The following is a 15,605-nucleotide window of genomic DNA, read 5'->3' on the forward strand; positions in this document are numbered from 1 at the left end:
GGGGGCGAAAGGTGCGGTGGACGTCGTGTTCAACATGATCGAACAGCTGTTCAGTCCCGGCCGCAAGCACACGGACGAGGAGAAGAAGCGGCTGGAGCTGTCCCGGGTCGACCTCAATGACGGTGACCCGGGACGGGGTCCGATAGACCTTGAGTCCGGCACCGTGGTCATACGGCTCGACGAACAGCCTCCGGCGGACGGCTGACCGGCCCGGCGGGGCCACCGGCGGGGGCGAAGAGCCGTAGCCGGTGGGCGAGGGCGGCCGCCTCGCCACGGCCCGAGACACCCAGCTTGGCCAGGATGTTCGAGACGTGCACGCTCGCGGTCTTCGGGGAGATGAAGAGCTCCACGGCGATCTGGCGGTTGGTGTTCCCGGCCGCGACCAGGCGCAGGACGTCCCGCTCGCGGCTGGTGAGGCCGAGCGCCTCGACCGGGTCGATGCCGGGTGCCGGGGACTCCACGGGTGCGTCGATGGCGGTGAGGGGCAGCCTGGCGCGCTGGGCGAGCAGGGCCAGGTCCTCCCGCAGCCGGCGTGAGCCGAGGCCGTCGGCGGTGGCGTGGGCGTCGCGGAGCAGGCGGGCCGCGGTCTCCCGGTCGGCGCCGGCGGCCAGCAGGGACTCCGCGAGCCGGTGCCGGGCCCGGGCCAGCAGGTAGGGGCGGTCCAGCGTGCGGACGGCCTCCTCCACGCCGGTCCAGTCGGCGACGGTGTCCCGGGCCTCGGCCCGGAGCAGTTCCGCCCGCAGGTACTCGGCGTGGGCGGTCCACAGCGGGACCGGGGTGGCCAGGGAACGGGCGGCGGTGCGCAGCAGGACCAGGGCCGCCTCCCGGCCCTCTTCGGCGGCGGGCAGCCCGCGGGCGTCCGCCTCCGCGGAGGCGGCGGCCAGCAGCAGCGGCCAGGCGTAGCGGTGCTGTCCGAGGGCGAAGCCGAAGGCCACGGCTTCGGCGACCTCGGTGCGGACGTCGGCTATCCGGCCCTCGCCCGCGGCGACGCCGACCGCGAGGCGGTAGAGCGGCAGGCGGTGCTGGGGCTGCGGCTGGGACTCGTGGTTGCCGAAGTGGGCGTGTGCGGCAGCGAGTTGCTGGGTGGCCTCGGTCAGTTCGCCGCGGGCCAGGGCCAGGTAGGCGAGCCGGGCCGAGGCGGCGCCGCGGGGAGCCGCGCTCTGGCCGACGCGCAGGGTGCGCCGGGCCTCGTCGGTGGCCTCGTCCCAGCGGCCGAGTCCGTACAGGCTCTCCGCCAGATTGCCGCGGACCCAGGCCTCGGTGTCGAACAGCCGCGCCTTGCCGACGAGTTCGGCTCCGCGCTCGGCCAGCGCCACGGCTTCCCGTGAACGGCCCATTCCTTCCAGTTGAGAGGTGAGGTTGATATGAGCACGTCCCGCCAGCACCGTGAGCCCGAGTTCGGTGGCCCGGTCCTTGACCGCGTGCAGTTCGGCGAGGCCGCCCTCGACGTCGCCCGCGTCGGTCAGCAGGGCGCCCACCGTGATCCGGGCGTTGAGCTCGATGTCCTCGGCGCCGAGCATCCGCGCGTAGGCGACGGCCCGTTCGGCTGCCGCGAGGTTGTCGGGGCCGGGGTTGTGGAGCATCCCCCAGCCCGCGGCCCGCACCAGGACCTCGGCGTGCACCTGGGACGGGGGCAGCCCCTGGACGAGCTCCTGCGCCCTGGCGATCTCCTCCCAGCCGTCGCCGCGGGCCAGGCTGGAGACCAGCCGGGAACGTTCGGTCCAGAACCAGGCGGCCCGCAGCGGGTCCGGGTCCGGATCCTCCTCCAGCAGCCGCAGTCCCGTCTTGGTGATCTTCAGGGCGCGCTCGCGCTCCCCGCCGTAGCGGGCGGCCACGGTGGCCTCGGCGAGCAGGTCGAGGCGCCTGAGCGGGGTGGTGGCGGGATCGCAGCCGCACGGCGGGTACACCTCGGTGTAGTCCGCGGGGCGCAGCGACTCGCGGATGTCCTGCGGCGCGCTCTCCCACAGGTCCATGGCCCGCTCCAGCAGGCCCAGTTGCTCGGAGTAGGCGTGCCGGCGGCGGGCGGCCACGGAAGCGGCGAGCACGGCGGGCAGCGCCTTGGCCGGGTCGTTGGCGTGGTACCAGTAGCTGGCCAGCCGGATGACCCGCTCCTCGGCGCGGATCAGCGCGTCGTCGGCCTCCATGGCCTCGGCGTAGCGGCGGTTGACGCGGGAGCGCTCGCCGGGCAGCAGGTCGTCGCTGACGGCCTCGCGGACCAGCGAGTGCCGGAAGCGGTAGCCGTCGCCGTCCGGGGTGGCGAGCAGGATGTTCGCCCCGACGGCGGCCCTCAGGGCCTCGATGAGCTCGTCCTCGGTCAGTCCGGCGACGGCCCGCAGGAGGGGGTACTCCACGGTGGAGCCGCCCTCGGCGACGATGCGCACCACGCGCTGGGCCGCGTCGGGCAGGACCTCGACGCGGACGAGGAGCAGGTCGCGCAGGGACTCGGTGAGGCCTGCGCGGCAGCCGTTCTCCCGGGAGGCGACGAGTTCTTCGACGAAGAAGGCGTTGCCGTCGGACCGGTCGAAGACGGAGTCCACGAAGTCCTCTTCGGGCTGCGTGGCGAGGATGCCCGCGAGCTGGCGGCGGACTTCGGCCCGGTTGAAGCGGGGAAGTTCGATGCGCTGGACGGTGCGCAGCCGGTCGAGTTCGGCGAGCAGGGGGCGCAGCGGGTGGCGGCGGTGGACGTCGTCCGCGCGGTAGGTGGCGACGAGGACGAGGCGGCCGCTGGCGAGCGTACGGAAGAGGTAGGAGAGCAGGTGGCGGGTGGAGGTGTCCGCCCAGTGCAGGTCCTCCAGGACGAGGACGAGGGTGCGGTCGGTGGCGAGCCGTTCGAGCATGCGGGCCGTCAGCTCGAAGAGCCGGGCGGTGCTCTCCTCGTCGTGCGGCCCGCGCGGGGTGTCGCCGAGTTCGGGGAGGATCCGGGCCAGTTCGTCCTCCTGGCCCGCGGCCGCGGCGGCCAGTTCGCCGGGGAGCTGCCGGTGCAGGGTGCGCAGGGCCGTCGAGAACGGGGCGAAGGGAAGTCCCTCGGCCCCGATCTCCACACAGCCTCCGACGGCGACCACCGCGCCGTGGCGGGCCGCCTCGCAGAGGAACTCCTCGGTGAGGCGGGTCTTGCCGACCCCGGCTTCTCCCCCGATGAGCAGGGCCTGCGGCTCCTGGCCCGCGGCGCGCGTCAGGGCGTCGGTGAGTACGGCCAGTTCGTCGGCTCGGCCGACGAACACCGGGCTGACAGATCTGGTCTCCACACGGCCGAGGATCGCACAGGCGTCCGGTCCTGCGGCACTCGATATCGGTGCGCTTCTCATCACGTGTCAGTCCGTGCGGTCCGCGGAGGGGGTCACGCGGCGCGGGTGAAGCGGCCGCGTACCCCTCTCACCTGCCCCTCGGGTTCCTGGCTCCGGGACGAGGCACGGCGCGCCTTGCGGGCCTCCTGGACCATGCGGTACGCGTCGGCCTCGCGGATGAGGTCGGCGCGGCGGACGGAGGCCATCTCGTACTCGAACATCTCGTACTCCCTGGTTGCTTGTCTCGGACACCTCGTTCGGTGTGATCCAAGATTCGCTTCCCAGGGGGTGCGGGCACATCGGGATCATGCCGCATCTGTCGGCGGCAGAGGGCCTTAGTCCGGGGGCCCAAGACCCCTGAGGGGGCCTAAGGCATGTCCGTACCGGCCCCGCCCGTCCTAGGCAGGGACCTTGGGAAGGGGGAGGAAGTACAGGAAGCCGAAGACCAGGATGCCGAGGGCGCCAAGGGTCACGGCGGCCCAGGAGACGGCGCGGACCCAGGTCGGGAGGGTGCGGCCGGGCGCGCCGAAGGCGGGGCGGGCCAGGACGAAGACGGCGATCAGGAGGGCCAGGGTGGCCACGACGCCGTTGACGAGGGCCGTGAGCTGCCAGCCGTCGCCGTAGAGGGCGGCGATCTGGTCCGCGGGCGGGGCGGACTTGTTGCCTTCTATCTGGCCCACGAGGCCCTGGCGTTCGGCCAGGACGCGGGAGACCCAGGTGCCGCTGAGGGCCACGAGGGAGAGCCCTGCCGCGACGATCGCGGCGGCCCCGGCGGCCACGCCGCCGGCCTGCTCCTCCGCGGCGTCCTCACCCTCGGCGCCGTCCAGGTCCAGGTCCTCGTCGAGCTCCTCGGCGGTACCGGCGTTCTCGGCGGTTTCAGGAGTCCGGGCGGTCTCGGCGGACGGCGCGAGCGCGGGTTCGGCGTCGGCCGCGGTCTTCTTGAGGTCGGCGGGGGTGGTGTCCGCCTCGGGGGCGTTCGGGGCGGGGGGCTTCGTGGTGTCCATGCGGGGCACGGTAGGCGGCCCGTATGAGAGGTTCCTGAGAATCAGGTGACGGATGCAGCACGGGCCCCGCGGCCGGGCGGGGCCGTGCCACCTGGGGCTATGCGCGGGAGGCGGACCACTCCGGGGCGAGGATCGACCAGATCTCGGTGTCCAGCAGGACGCCGCGGTGGAGGCGGTTCTGCCGCAGGACGCCCTCGCGGGTCATGCCGAGGCGTTCGGCGACGGCGAGGCTCTTCTCGTTGCGGCTGGCCGCGCGCCACTCGACGCGGCGCATGCCGCGCTCGCCGAAGGCGTAGTCGATCAGGACGCGGCAGGCCTTGGTCACCAGGCCGCGGCCGGCCGCGGCGGGCTCCAGCCAGCAGCCGATCTCACAGTTGCCGGCCTGTGCGTCGAACACCGGGAAGAGGACCCCGCCGACCAGGGTGCCGTCGAGCCGGATGCCGAAGAACCGGGCGCCGTCCTCCGCCGCCTTCAGCGCGTACGTGGCCAGGAAGGTCCGGGCGGACTCCGGGTCCGGGCACCGGTCCGGGAAAGCCACGTACTGGCCGATGAAGTCACGTCCGCGTTCGAGGTGCGCGAAGAACTCCTCGGCGTGCCGGGGTTCCAGCGGGAACATCCGGGCGTCGTCGGCGAGGTCTATCGAGAACATGCGCGTGCGTCCTTGGGTCTCGGGCGGCTGGTGGCCGCGTCACCGGGAGCTGGTGGCGGGCTCGGCTCCGTCCTCGCTCGTGGCGGGGTCCGAGCCGGGTCGCTGCCCGGGAAGCTTCGCATGCGGGCGGCGTTCCGGGGGCTCGATGCTGATCTTCGGCAGCCGCCGGTCGAGCCAGGCGGGCAGCCACCAGTTCGCTCCGCCGAGCATGTGCATGAGGGCCGGGACGAGGAGGGTGCGCAGGACGAAGGCGTCGAGGGCCACGGCGGCGGCGAGCGCGATGCCGAACATGGCGATGATCCGGTCACCGCTGAGCACGAAGGCTAGGAAGACGGAGATCATGATGACCGCGGCGGAGTTGATGACCCGGCTGGTCTCGGCGAGGCCGACGCGCACGGCCCGCCGGTTGTCACCGGTCTCCAGCCACTCCTCGTACATCCGGCTGACGAGGAAGACCTGGTAGTCCATCGACAGCCCGAACAGGACGGACACCATGATCACGGGCAGGAAGGGTTCGATGGGCCCGGCGCTGCCCAGGCCCAGCAGCTCGCTGCCCCAGCCCCACTGGAAGACCGCCACGACGACGCCGAAGGAGGAGGCGACGGCCGCCACGTTCATGACCGCCGCCTTGAGCGGGATGCCGATGGACCGGAAGGCCAGCAGCAGGAGCACGCAGCCGAGGGCGATGACCACCCCGACGAAGAGCGGCAGTTTCCCGATGATCACCTCGGCGAAGTCGTCGTAGCCCGCGGTCACGCCTCCGACGTACGCCTCCAAGGAGGTGCCGTGCACGGCGCGCGGGACGACGTCCCCGCGCAGCCGGTCGACCAGCTCGCTCGTGGCCCGGGCCTGCGGTGCGGAGTCCGGGACGACGGTCAGGACGGCGGTGTCCCCGCTGCGGTTGAAGACGGCCGGGCCGACGGAGGCGACGCCCTCGGCCGTACGGAGTTCTCCGGCCAGGCGGTCGACGACGGGCCGGTCCGCGGACCCGTCGAGGCGGGCGACGACGGTGAGCGGGCCGTTCGTGCCGGGCCCGAAGCCGTCCGCGAGGAGGTCGTAGGCCTTCCTGGTGGTGGAAGAGGCCGGATTGTTGCCCTGGTCGGAGGTGCCCAGGTGGAGGAAGAGCGTGGGCAGGGCCAGCACCAGCATCACCACGGTGGCGAAGGTGCCCAGCAGCTTCGGGTGCCGTTCCACGAAGGCGGACCAGCGGATGGCGAAGCCGGTGGCCGGGTCCGGACGGGGCCCCTCGGCGGCGAGCCTGCGGCGCTCGCGGCGGGACAGGGCGCGCGGGCCGATGTACGAGAGGAGGGCGGGCAGCAGCGTGACCGAGGCGGCGACGGTCAGGATCACCGTCACCGAGGCGGCTATCGCGACGCCGTTGAGGAAGTTCAGGCGCAGCACCAGCATGCCGAGCAGGGCGATGCAGACGGTGGCCCCGGCGAAGACGACGGCCCGGCCGGTGGTGGCGACGGCGTTCTCGGCCGCTTCCTCGACCGGCAGTCCGCGCAGGAGCGCCTTGCGGTGGCGGGTCACGATGAACAGGGCGTAGTCGATGCCGACGCCGAGGCCGACGAGGGTGCCGAGCATCGGGGCGAAGTCCGCGACCGGCATGGCGTGCCCGAGGAGGGTGATGCCGAAGTAGGCGGTGCCCACGCTGACCAGGGCGGTCGCGATGGGCAGCAGGCTCGCCGCGAGCGAGCCGAAGGCGAGGAAGAGCACGAGGGCCGCGACGGCCACGCCGATGACCTCGGCGAGGTGGGCGGTGGGGGCCTCGGTCAGTCCTATGGCGCGGCCGCCGAGTTCCACCTGGAGCCCGCCGGCCTCGGTGGCCGGGTTCTTCGCCGCGTCGACGACCGCCCTGGCCTGGTCCCTGGGCACGGCGTCGGCCTGCCGGTCGAAGGTCACCACGGCGTAGGCGGTGCGTCCGTCGGGGCTGATCTGGGCGGCGCTCTCGGGGCCGGGCCCGTACGGGCCGACGACGGAGCCGACGCCGGGGAGCCTGCTCACGGTGTCGAGGGCCGCCGTCATGCGCTGCTCGACGTCCGGGCTGCGCACTCCCTGCGCGTACGGCCGGTCCTGCCCGTCCGTCCGGTCCTGCCGGTCCGTCCGGTCCTGCCGGTCGCCCGGGACCCGCCACACGATCGTGTCGGTGTCCCCGCCCTGGCCGTGGAAGCCCTCGCGGAGGAGGTCTCCCGCCTTGCCGGACTCGGTGCCGGGCACCGCGTAGTCGTTGGAGAACGCCGCACCGGCGCTCCCCGCTGCCGCCGCGGTCCCGGCGAAGGCGATCAGCCAGATCAGGACGGCGAGGAGGCGGTGGCGCATGCACCACCGCGCGATTGCTGCCAACGGACGTGCTCCCTGGGTGGTTCGGATCTTTACCGGGAGAGAGCCCGCTGCAAAGAAACGTGAACGCGTGAAGGCCCGGCCGACGGCCCGGGGGGTCGCCCCGGGAGTCCGGCCCAGATGGTCTACACCTCAACGATCTCAGCGTTTCGTGATCGTCGGCCCCATTCGTGGGCATCGTCACAGGGGTCCGGGCCGGTCCGGCCCGGTCCGGGACCTCGGGTCAGGACTGCTCGGGCCCATCGGCCCGGTAGCCCGGGATCGAGGGCCAGCGGACGGTGAGGACCACCGCCTCCTCCTCCGCGTACCAGGAGTGGTCGACGCCTCGCCCCCAGAGCACGTAGTCCCCCTGTTCGGCGAGGACGACGGTCCGGCCCGGGAACTCCAGCCGGAAGCGTCCGCTGATGAGCACCAGCAGGGCGGTGCGCTTCTCCCCGGTCGCCCAGCGCTCCCGCGCGTCGCCCTTGGGGTGCACCCCCCACTTGATCTCCACGTCCGCGCTGTGACGGGGGTCGCCGGGGTCCTTGAAGTGGCCGAGGAGCCAGCCGCGGTCGGTGGCCGCGTCGGGGCCGGCCTTGCCGGTGTAGATGGTGGAGTCGTCGTTCACGGGGTGAGGCTAATGCAGTTGTGCCGCGGGGCCGGGCCCTGGTCAGCTGAGCGGATGACCCTGCATACGGATGAGCTTCTGAAGGTCCGGGCGCGCTACGACGCCGAGATGCGCCGGGACGCGCAGCCGGACACGGCGCAGGCCCGCGTCGAACGGGCCGGTGCGGTGGTACGGCACTACGTGCCCGGGCCGCACGGCTGGAACGTCGTGCTGTGGTCGGACCTCGACGAGGAGAACGCGGACGCCGAGATCGCGGCGCAGGTGGCGTTCTTCTCCGGGCCCGGCCTCGCGTCCGAGTTCGAGTGGAAGCTGTACTCCCACGACCGTCCGGCGGACCTCGGCGAGCGGCTGCGGGCCGCCGGCCTCGTACCGGAGCCGGCCGAGACGCTGATGGTGGCCCGGACCGCCGACCTCGCAGGGCTGCCGGTGGAGCCGCCGGAGGGGATCACGCTGCGGGTGGTCACCGACGAGGCGGGGGTGGACCTGATGATGGAGGCCCACGCGGGGGCCTTCGGCGAGGAGCGCCCCCGCATCCGCGAACAGATCCTGAGCCTGGTCACGCACGAACCGGACGCGATCGCCGCCGTGGTCGCCATGGCGGGAGACACCCCGGTGAGCGCGGCCCGGATGGAGATGCGGCCGGGGACCTCGTTCGCGGGCCTGTGGGGCGGCGGCACCGTTGCGCAGTGGCGCGGCCGCGGCATCTACCGCCTCCTGGTCGCCCACCGCGCCCGCATCGCGGCCGAGCTCGGGATTCCCTACCTCCAGGTGGACGCCTCGCAGGACAGCCGCCCGATCCTGGAGCGGCTGGGATTCGGCGTCCTGGGCGTGACGGTCCCGTACGTGTGGACCGCGCCCCCGGCCTGAGCCCCTTCCGCCGCCGCCGGGCCGACCGGCAGGATCTCCCGCATGGAACGCATCAGCCCGCCGATGACCGGCGACGAACGCGAAACCCTCCGTGCCTACCTCGACTTCCACCGGGCCACCCTCGCCCGCAAGTGCGAGGGCCTCACCGACGAGCAGCTGCGCCGTGCGTCGATGCCCCCGTCCACGCTGTCCCTGCTGGGGCTGGTCCGGCACATGGCGGAGGTGGAGAGGCACTGGTTCCGTCGCGTGCTGAGCGGCGAGGACCTCCCCCACCTGTGGTCGGACAGCCATGACTTCCAGGCCGCCTACGACGCCTCCGGCTCCAGCCGCGCCGAGGCCTTCGCCGCCTGGGAGGCCGAGGTGGAGCGGTCCCGGCGGATCGAGGCCGCCGCGGAGTCCCTCGACGTGACGATGTTCGTACCGCGGTGGGAGGAGGAGGCCTCGCTGCGCCTGCTCATGCTCCACCTCATCCACGAGTACGCACGCCACAACGGGCACGCCGATTTCCTGCGCGAGGGCATCGACGGCGTCACCGGCGCCTGAGCGCCCCCGCCCGCCGTCCGCAATCCAACAGCCGCCGGCCGTGGCCGCATGCGCGAGGGGCCGCGCCCGGGATCTCCCCGGGCGCGGCCCCTCGTACGCGACGACGGTCCGCGGGATCAGCCCTCGGAGACGCCCAGGCGCTCCAGGATGAGCTCCTTGACGCGCGCCGCGTCGGCCTGGCCGCGGGTGGTCTTCATGACCGCTCCGACCAGGGCGCCGACGGCGGCGACCTTGCCGCCGCGGATCTTGTCCGCGATGGCCGCGTTGCCCGCGATGGCCTCGTCCACGGCCGCGCCGAGCGCGCCCTCGTCGGAGACGACCTTCAGACCGCGCTTCTCGACGACCTCGTCCGGGGTGCCCTCGCCGGCGAGGACGCCTTCGAGGACCTGGCGGGCCAGCTTGTCGTTGAGCTCACCGGCCGCCACCAGGGCCGCGACGCGCGCGACCTGGACGGGGGTGATGGGCAGCTCGTCGACGACGACGCCCTGCTCGTTGGCGTTGCGGGCCAGTTCGCCCATCCACCACTTGCGGGCGGCCGTCGAGTCGGCGCCGGCCTCGATGGTGGCGACGATGGAGTCCACCGCGCCCGCGTTGAGGATCGACTGCATGTCGTGCTCGGTGACGCCCCACTCCTGGAGGAGGCGGTTGCGGCGCACGCGCGGCATCTCGGGCAGACCGCCGCGCAGCTCCTCGACCCAGTCGCGGGCCGGGGCGACGGGGACCAGGTCGGGCTCCGGGAAGTACCGGTAGTCCTCGGCGTTGTCCTTGATGCGGCCGGCCGTGGTGGAGCCGTCCTCCTCGTGGAAGTGCCGGGTCTCCTGGACGATCGAGCCGCCCGAGGTGAGCACCGCGGCGTGGCGCTGGATCTCGAAGCGGGCCGCGCGCTCCACGGAACGCAGGGAGTTGACGTTCTTGGTCTCCGAGCGGGTGCCGAAGGGCGCCTCGGGGCTCGGGCGCAGCGACAGGTTCACGTCGCAGCGCATCTGGCCCTTGTCCATGCGGGCCTCGGAGACGCCGAGCGCCTTGATGACCTCGCGCAGCTCGGCGACGTACGCCTTGGCGACCTCGGGGGCCCGCTCGCCCGCGCCCTCGATGGGCTTGGTGACGATCTCGATGAGCGGGATGCCGGCGCGGTTGTAGTCCAGCAGGGAGTGGGACGCGCCGTGGATACGGCCGGTGGCACCGCCGACGTGCAGCGACTTGCCGGTGTCCTCCTCCATGTGGGCGCGCTCGATCTCCACGCGGAAGATCTCGCCGTCCTCCAGCTGGACGTCCAGGAAGCCGTTGAAGGCGATGGGCTCGTCGTACTGGGAGGTCTGGAAGTTCTTCGGCATGTCCGGATAGAAGTAGTTCTTCCGGGCGAAGCGGCACCACTCGGCGATCTCGCAGTTCAGCGCGAGGCCGATCTTGATGGCGGACTCGATGCCGATCGCGTTGACGACCGGGAGCGCGCCGGGCAGGCCCAGGCAGACCGGGCAGGTCTGCGAGTTCGGCTCGGCGCCCAGCTCGGTCGAGCAGCCGCAGAACATCTTGGTCCTGGTGCCGAGCTCGACATGGACCTCAAGGCCCATGACGGGGTCGAACGAGGCGAGAGCGTCCTCGTACGACAGCAGTTCGGTGAAGGTGGTCACGGTGAAACTTTCCCTCTCAGCCCAGCAGGACGTCGTCGTCGCCCAGGCGCTTCAGCTCGCGGTACAGGATCGCGAGGCCGGTGACGATGGCGGCGGCGGACACGGCGGCGTCGACCAGCTTCAGCACGTCGTTCTCGGTGCGGGCCTTCTTCACCTGCTTGATCACGCTGAGCGCGCCGAAGGCGGTGGTGCCGATCGACAGGTAGGTGCCGGTCTTGGACTTCTTGAAGCCCTTGGCCTTGGACAGTGCACTGGTGCTCACAGCGACGGTGCCTCCTCAAGCAGCGGGTGCCCCCAGCGTGCGACGAAGGCGGCCTCGACGGCCGCACCCACCTTGTAGAGGCGGTCGTCCTTCATCGCGGGGGCGATGATCTGCAGGCCGACCGGCAGGCCGTCCTCGGGCGCCAGGCCGCAGGGCAGCGACATGGCGGAGTTCCCGGCCAGGTTGGTCGGGATGGTGCACAGGTCCGCGAGGTACATGGCGAGCGGGTCGTCGGTGCGCTCGCCGATGGGGAAGGCCGTGGTCGGGGTCGTCGGGGAGACGATCACGTCGACCTGCTCGAAGGCCTTCTCGAAGTCCCGGGTGATGAGGGTGCGGACCTTCTGGGCGGAGCCGTAGTACGCGTCGTAGTAGCCGGAGCTGAGCGCGTACGTACCGAGGATGATGCGGCGCTTGACCTCGTCGCCGAATCCGGCTTCGCGGGTCAGGGCCGTGACGTCCTCGGCGGACTTGGTGCCGTCGTCGCCGACGCGCAGGCCGTAGCGCATGGCGTCGAAACGGGCCAGGTTGGAGGAGCACTCGGACGGCGCGATCAGGTAGTACGCGGCCATCGCGAGGTCGAAGGAGGGGCAGTCCAGCTCGACGACCTCGGCGCCGAGCTCGCGCAGGAGCTCCACCGACTCGTTGAAGCGCTGGACGACACCGGCCTGGTAGCCCTCGCCGGCGAACTGCTTGACCACACCGACGCGCATGCCGGCGACGGAGCCGTTGCGGGCCGCCTCGACGACCGGCGGGACCGGGGCGTCGATGGAGGTGGAGTCGAGCGGGTCGTGACCGGCGATGACCTCGTGGAGGAGCGCCGCGTCCAGGACCGTACGGGCGCAGGGGCCGCCCTGGTCGAGGGAGGAGGAGAAGGCGACCATGCCGTAGCGGGAGACGCCGCCGTAGGTGGGCTTGACGCCGACGGTGCCGGTGACGGCGGCGGGCTGGCGGATGGAACCGCCGGTGTCCGTGCCGATGGCGAGGGGCGCCTGGTAGGCGGCGAGCGCGGCCGCGGAGCCGCCGCCGGAGCCGCCGGGGATCCGGGTCAGGTCCCAGGGGTTGCCGGTGGGGCCGTAGGCGCTGTTCTCGGTGGAGGACCCCATGGCGAACTCGTCCATGTTGGTCTTGCCGAGGATGACGACGTCGGCTTCCTTGAGCTTGCGCGTCAGGGTGGCGTCGTAGGGCGGGATCCAGCCTTCGAGGATCTTCGAACCGACGGTGGTCGGGACCCCGACGGTGGTGAAGATGTCCTTGAGGGCGAGCGGTACGCCGGCCAGCGGGCCGAGCTTCTCGCCGGCCTCGCGCTTGGCGTCGACGGCTGCCGCCTGGGCGAGGGCGCCTTCACGGTCGACGTGCAGGAAGGCGTGCACCTTCTCGTCGGTCGCGTCGATGCGGGCCAGGTGGGCCTCGGTGACCTCGACGGCCGTGAGCTCGCCGGAGGCGATCTTCTCGGCGGTCTGGGCGGCCGTGAGCTTGATGATGTGGGTGTCAGTCATGGTTGTTAGTCCTCCCCCAGGATCTGCGGCACCTTGAAACGCTGCTGCTCCTGGGCGGGAGCGCCGGAGAGCGCCTGCTCGGGGGTGAGCGAAGGACGGACCTCGTCCGCGCGCATGACGTTCGTCAGCGGCAGCGGGTGGGAGGTCGGCGGAACGTCTTGGTCGGCGACCTCGGAAACGCGGGCGACCGCGCCGATGATGTCGCCGAGCTGTCCGGCGAAGTGATCCAGCTCGTTGCTGGACAGCTCAAGGCGCGCCAGCCGAGCGAGGTGGACGACCTCCTCGCGCGTAATGCCAGGCATGCAGCGATCCTCTGGGGGTGGGTGGATGTGTGGTTTCGGGCTCAATCCTATGGGGCCGGGGCCCCCGCCCACGAAACGGATAACCGCACCCGCCGCACCAGCCCCTGCGGCCGTGCCGGGGCGAGGGCGGTACGCCGCCGTCGGCGCCCCTCGCCGGACCGGCCGCCCCGCCCTCTTCCGGGCTCCCCGACCGGTGCGTCAGACGGCGTCGGCCTCGGCCGCCGCCAGTTCCGCGGTGATGTCCGCCGGGCGGCGCCAGCCGCGTTCGCCGCGGGCCAGCAGCCAGGCGGTGGCCTCCTGCGGCGGCATCGCGGCGGCGACGAGCCAGCCCTGCACGGCGTCGCAGCCCAGGTCCCGCAGGCGTTCCCACGTCTCGTCGTCCTCGACGCCCTCCGCCACGACCAGCAGGCCGAGGGAGTGCGCCAGGTCCACCGTGCAGCGGACGATCTCGGCGTCCTGGGCGTCGACCGCCAGCCGGCCCACGAAGGACCGGTCGATCTTCAGCTCGCTGACCGGCAGCCGCCGCAGGTGCACCAGCGAGGAGTACCCGGTGCCGAAGTCGTCCAGGGACATCTTCACGCCGTGGCCGGTGAGCCCGGCCATGGTGTCCGCGGCCCGCTGGGGGTCTTCGAGGAGCACGTGTTCCGTTATCTCCAGCTGGAGGCCGCTCGCCGGGACCCCGTGCCGGGCGAGCCGTGCGGCCACCGCTCCCGCGAAACCAGGGGTGTGGACGTCGCGCGGCGACACGTTGACGGCGACCGGCACCTTGAGGCCCTGGGCCCGCCACCGCGCCACCTGGGCGAGCGCCGTCTCCAGGACGTACTCCGTCAGGTGCGGCATCAGCCCGGAGGTCTCGGCGATCGCGATGAACTCGTCCGGCGACACCCGGCCGCGTTCCGGGTGCACCCAGCGCACCAGTGCCTCCAGACCCGCGACCTGCCCGTCGAAGCGGACCTTGGGCTGGTAGTGGAGTTCCACCTCGCCCGCGTCCAGGGCCCGGCGCAGGTCGCCGAGGAGGCCGAGCCGGTCGGGGGTGTTGCTGTCCCGCTTGGACTCGTACACCTCCACGCCGGTGCGGTCCCGCTTGGCCTGGTACATGGCCACGTCGGCGCGGCGCAGCAGTCCCTCCGCGTCGAGGGCGTGGTCGGGGAAGACGGCGAGTCCCGCGCTGGCCTCCAGGACGAGGGTGAGGCCGTCCAGGTCCAGGGGCGAGCTGAGTTCCGCGACCAGGTGGCGGGCGACCCGCTGGGCGCTGGTCGTGGAGTCGGCCACGGGCAGCAGGACGGCGAACTCGTCACCGCCGAGCCGGGCCGCCTCCGCGTCCTCGGGCAGCGCCTGGCGCAGCCGGTCGGCGATCTGGAGCAGGAGCCGGTCGCCCGCGAGGTGGCCCAGGGTGTCGTTGACCGCCCGGAAGCGGTCCAGGTCGATCAGCACAAGAGCTGACCGCGTGCCCGAACGTTCAGCCTCGTCCAGCGCGCTCCAGGCCCGTTCGAGGAGCCACTGCCGGTTCGGCAGCCCGGTCAGCGGGTCCCGCAGTTGTTCCTCGGCCCGGGCGCGGGCGATCCACAGGGTGGAGTCCAGGGCGATCAGGGGGACGGCGAACAGCGGCAGCAGCACCGGCTGCGTCACCGCGACCACGCAGATCAGCGGGGCGATGCCGAGCAGCGCGACGGCCACCAGGGCCTGCCGGAGCAGGGCCGTACGGGCGATGCTGGGCAGGCCCGCACCGCGCGGGGACAGCGCCAGCCAGAGCAGGAGACGCGTGACGAGGAGGTAGGTGACGGCCACCAGGACCACCTCGGGCGCGGCGGCCGGCCCCCAGGTGGAGGGCATCCACGGCGCCTCCACGGTGGGCGACTCGCCGAAGGCTGCGAGCACGAGGGCGGCCGCGCCGATGCCGAGGATGTCGACGGAGCCGTGCAGCAGGCCCTGGCGCCAGCGGTGCCGGCGCGCGGCCCCGACGAGGGAGACCACGGCGAGCGAGACGAGACCGGCCGGCACCCAGCCGTAGAGCAGCAGGACGCCGAGGGTGAGCGCGGCGCCCGATCCGGTCCCTCCCCACCAGCGGTCCCGGCCCAGCGCGACCAGGTGTCCGACGATGACGCCGGTCAGCAGGGCCAGCGCCCAGCCCACCGCCCCTCCGGGGAACAGGGCCTGACGGCTGGTCAGTGCGGAGACGATGCCTGCGGCGAGCACCACGACGGAGAGGCCGACCAGGATGAAGGGCAGGACGTCGGACCGCTTCGACCTGCCTTCACAGGGGTCGAACGGTCGCGTCTGGGGTGCCCTGGCACCCAGGACACCGAACCGGCCCGCCCGCATGGACGGGGGGTCCCCGCCGAACTCGGGTGACGGGTCGGCGCTTTCGGTGGGTTTCATGCCCGTCCCTCTCAGAGCCGGCGATGCCGATGTCACGCGATGGCCCCGAAGTCATGCCATCACGGCTGAAAATCGCACCACGCAGCCGTGCACGACGGGCGCACCCCTCAACAGTAGGACGCGAGAGGGTCCCAGGGGCAGCGGTCGGCGGCGGTTGCCCGAATGCGACCCAGCCATCCTCATCAGTACGGTATCCGCCGAACGGGTGAGTCTGGACCGGGCCCCCCTGTCACCCTTC

General features: G+C 72.6%; 14 protein-coding genes. 3 read left to right on the top strand and 11 right to left on the bottom strand.

What is annotated here, in order from left to right:
* Positions 1–34 precede the first annotated feature (34 nt).
* A complete protein-coding gene (locus tag IO30_RS0136145; RefSeq protein ID WP_342449982.1) occupies positions 35–205 on the top strand; it encodes a DUF6191 domain-containing protein in 171 nt (56 codons plus the stop codon).
* Here IO30_RS0136145 and IO30_RS0136150 read toward each other — a convergent pair.
* From IO30_RS0136150 to IO30_RS0136175, 6 genes are all read right to left on the bottom strand, one after another.
* Positions 168–3,305: a helix-turn-helix transcriptional regulator gene (locus IO30_RS0136150; RefSeq protein WP_078903873.1), complete on the bottom strand. Its 3,138-nt coding sequence runs from the start codon at positions 3,303–3,305 to the stop codon at positions 168–170. The genes IO30_RS0136145 and IO30_RS0136150 overlap by 38 nt on opposite strands.
* A 32-nt stretch (positions 3,306–3,337) precedes the next feature.
* A complete protein-coding gene (locus tag IO30_RS46220; protein WP_167347311.1) occupies positions 3,338–3,505 on the bottom strand; it encodes a hypothetical protein in 168 nt (55 codons plus the stop codon).
* Between the two features lie 177 nt (positions 3,506–3,682).
* Positions 3,683–4,288: a hypothetical protein gene (locus IO30_RS45760; RefSeq protein ID WP_031150292.1), complete on the bottom strand. Its 606-nt coding sequence runs from the start codon at positions 4,286–4,288 to the stop codon at positions 3,683–3,685.
* A 97-nt stretch (positions 4,289–4,385) separates the two neighbouring features.
* Positions 4,386–4,937 carry a GNAT family N-acetyltransferase gene (locus tag IO30_RS0136165; RefSeq protein WP_031150294.1) on the bottom strand — a complete coding sequence of 184 codons (552 nt, stop codon included), beginning with the start codon at positions 4,935–4,937 and terminating at the stop codon, positions 4,386–4,388.
* A gap of 39 nt (positions 4,938–4,976) precedes the next feature.
* Positions 4,977–7,283, bottom strand: coding sequence for an MMPL family transporter (locus IO30_RS0136170; protein WP_031150297.1), 2,307 nt, complete (start codon positions 7,281–7,283; stop codon positions 4,977–4,979).
* 220 nt (positions 7,284–7,503) lie between these two features.
* Positions 7,504–7,887, bottom strand: a complete 384-nt coding sequence (locus IO30_RS0136175) for a cupin domain-containing protein (protein ID WP_031150299.1) — start codon at positions 7,885–7,887, stop codon at positions 7,504–7,506.
* 54 nt (positions 7,888–7,941) lie between these two features.
* On the opposite strand from IO30_RS0136175, the gene IO30_RS0136180 reads away from it, so the two are divergent.
* Together IO30_RS0136180 and IO30_RS0136185 are read left to right on the top strand one after the other, a co-directional pair.
* Entirely contained in the window at positions 7,942–8,754 is an 813-nt protein-coding gene (locus IO30_RS0136180) for a GNAT family N-acetyltransferase (RefSeq protein ID WP_031150301.1), read from the top strand.
* A gap of 42 nt (positions 8,755–8,796) precedes the next feature.
* Entirely contained in the window at positions 8,797–9,297 is a 501-nt protein-coding gene (locus tag IO30_RS0136185) for a DinB family protein (protein WP_031150303.1), read from the top strand.
* Between the two features lie 116 nt (positions 9,298–9,413).
* Here IO30_RS0136185 and gatB read toward each other — a convergent pair whose 3' ends face one another.
* The 5 genes from gatB to IO30_RS0136210 all read right to left on the bottom strand — a co-directional run bounded on the left by gatB (position 9,414) and on the right by IO30_RS0136210 (position 15,367).
* On the bottom strand, positions 9,414–10,928 hold the full coding sequence (gene gatB / locus IO30_RS0136190) for an Asp-tRNA(Asn)/Glu-tRNA(Gln) amidotransferase subunit GatB (RefSeq protein WP_031150305.1): 1,515 nt from the start codon (positions 10,926–10,928) through the stop codon (positions 9,414–9,416).
* A gap of 16 nt (positions 10,929–10,944) precedes the next feature.
* On the bottom strand, positions 10,945–11,190 hold the full coding sequence (locus IO30_RS0136195) for a hypothetical protein (protein ID WP_031150307.1): 246 nt from the start codon (positions 11,188–11,190) through the stop codon (positions 10,945–10,947).
* The gene (gene gatA / locus IO30_RS0136200; protein ID WP_031150309.1) at positions 11,187–12,686 is read right to left on the bottom strand and encodes an Asp-tRNA(Asn)/Glu-tRNA(Gln) amidotransferase subunit GatA; all 1,500 of its coding nucleotides are present in this window, start codon (positions 12,684–12,686) and stop codon (positions 11,187–11,189) included. Before gatA ends, IO30_RS0136195 begins: the two co-directional genes overlap by 4 nt.
* A 5-nt stretch (positions 12,687–12,691) precedes the next feature.
* Complete coding sequence (gene gatC, locus IO30_RS0136205; RefSeq protein ID WP_030010586.1) at positions 12,692–12,988, bottom strand: Asp-tRNA(Asn)/Glu-tRNA(Gln) amidotransferase subunit GatC; 297 nt, start codon at positions 12,986–12,988, stop codon at positions 12,692–12,694.
* A 198-nt stretch (positions 12,989–13,186) separates the two neighbouring features.
* Positions 13,187–15,367 (bottom strand): putative bifunctional diguanylate cyclase/phosphodiesterase, encoded by a 2,181-nt coding sequence (locus tag IO30_RS0136210; protein ID WP_078904921.1) that lies wholly within the window; start codon positions 15,365–15,367, stop codon positions 13,187–13,189.
* Between the last annotated feature and the right edge of the window lie 238 nt (positions 15,368–15,605).

It is taken from the genome of Streptomyces xanthophaeus, assembly GCF_000725805.1.
Classification (GTDB): Bacteria; Actinomycetota; Actinomycetes; order Streptomycetales; family Streptomycetaceae; genus Streptomyces; species Streptomyces xanthophaeus.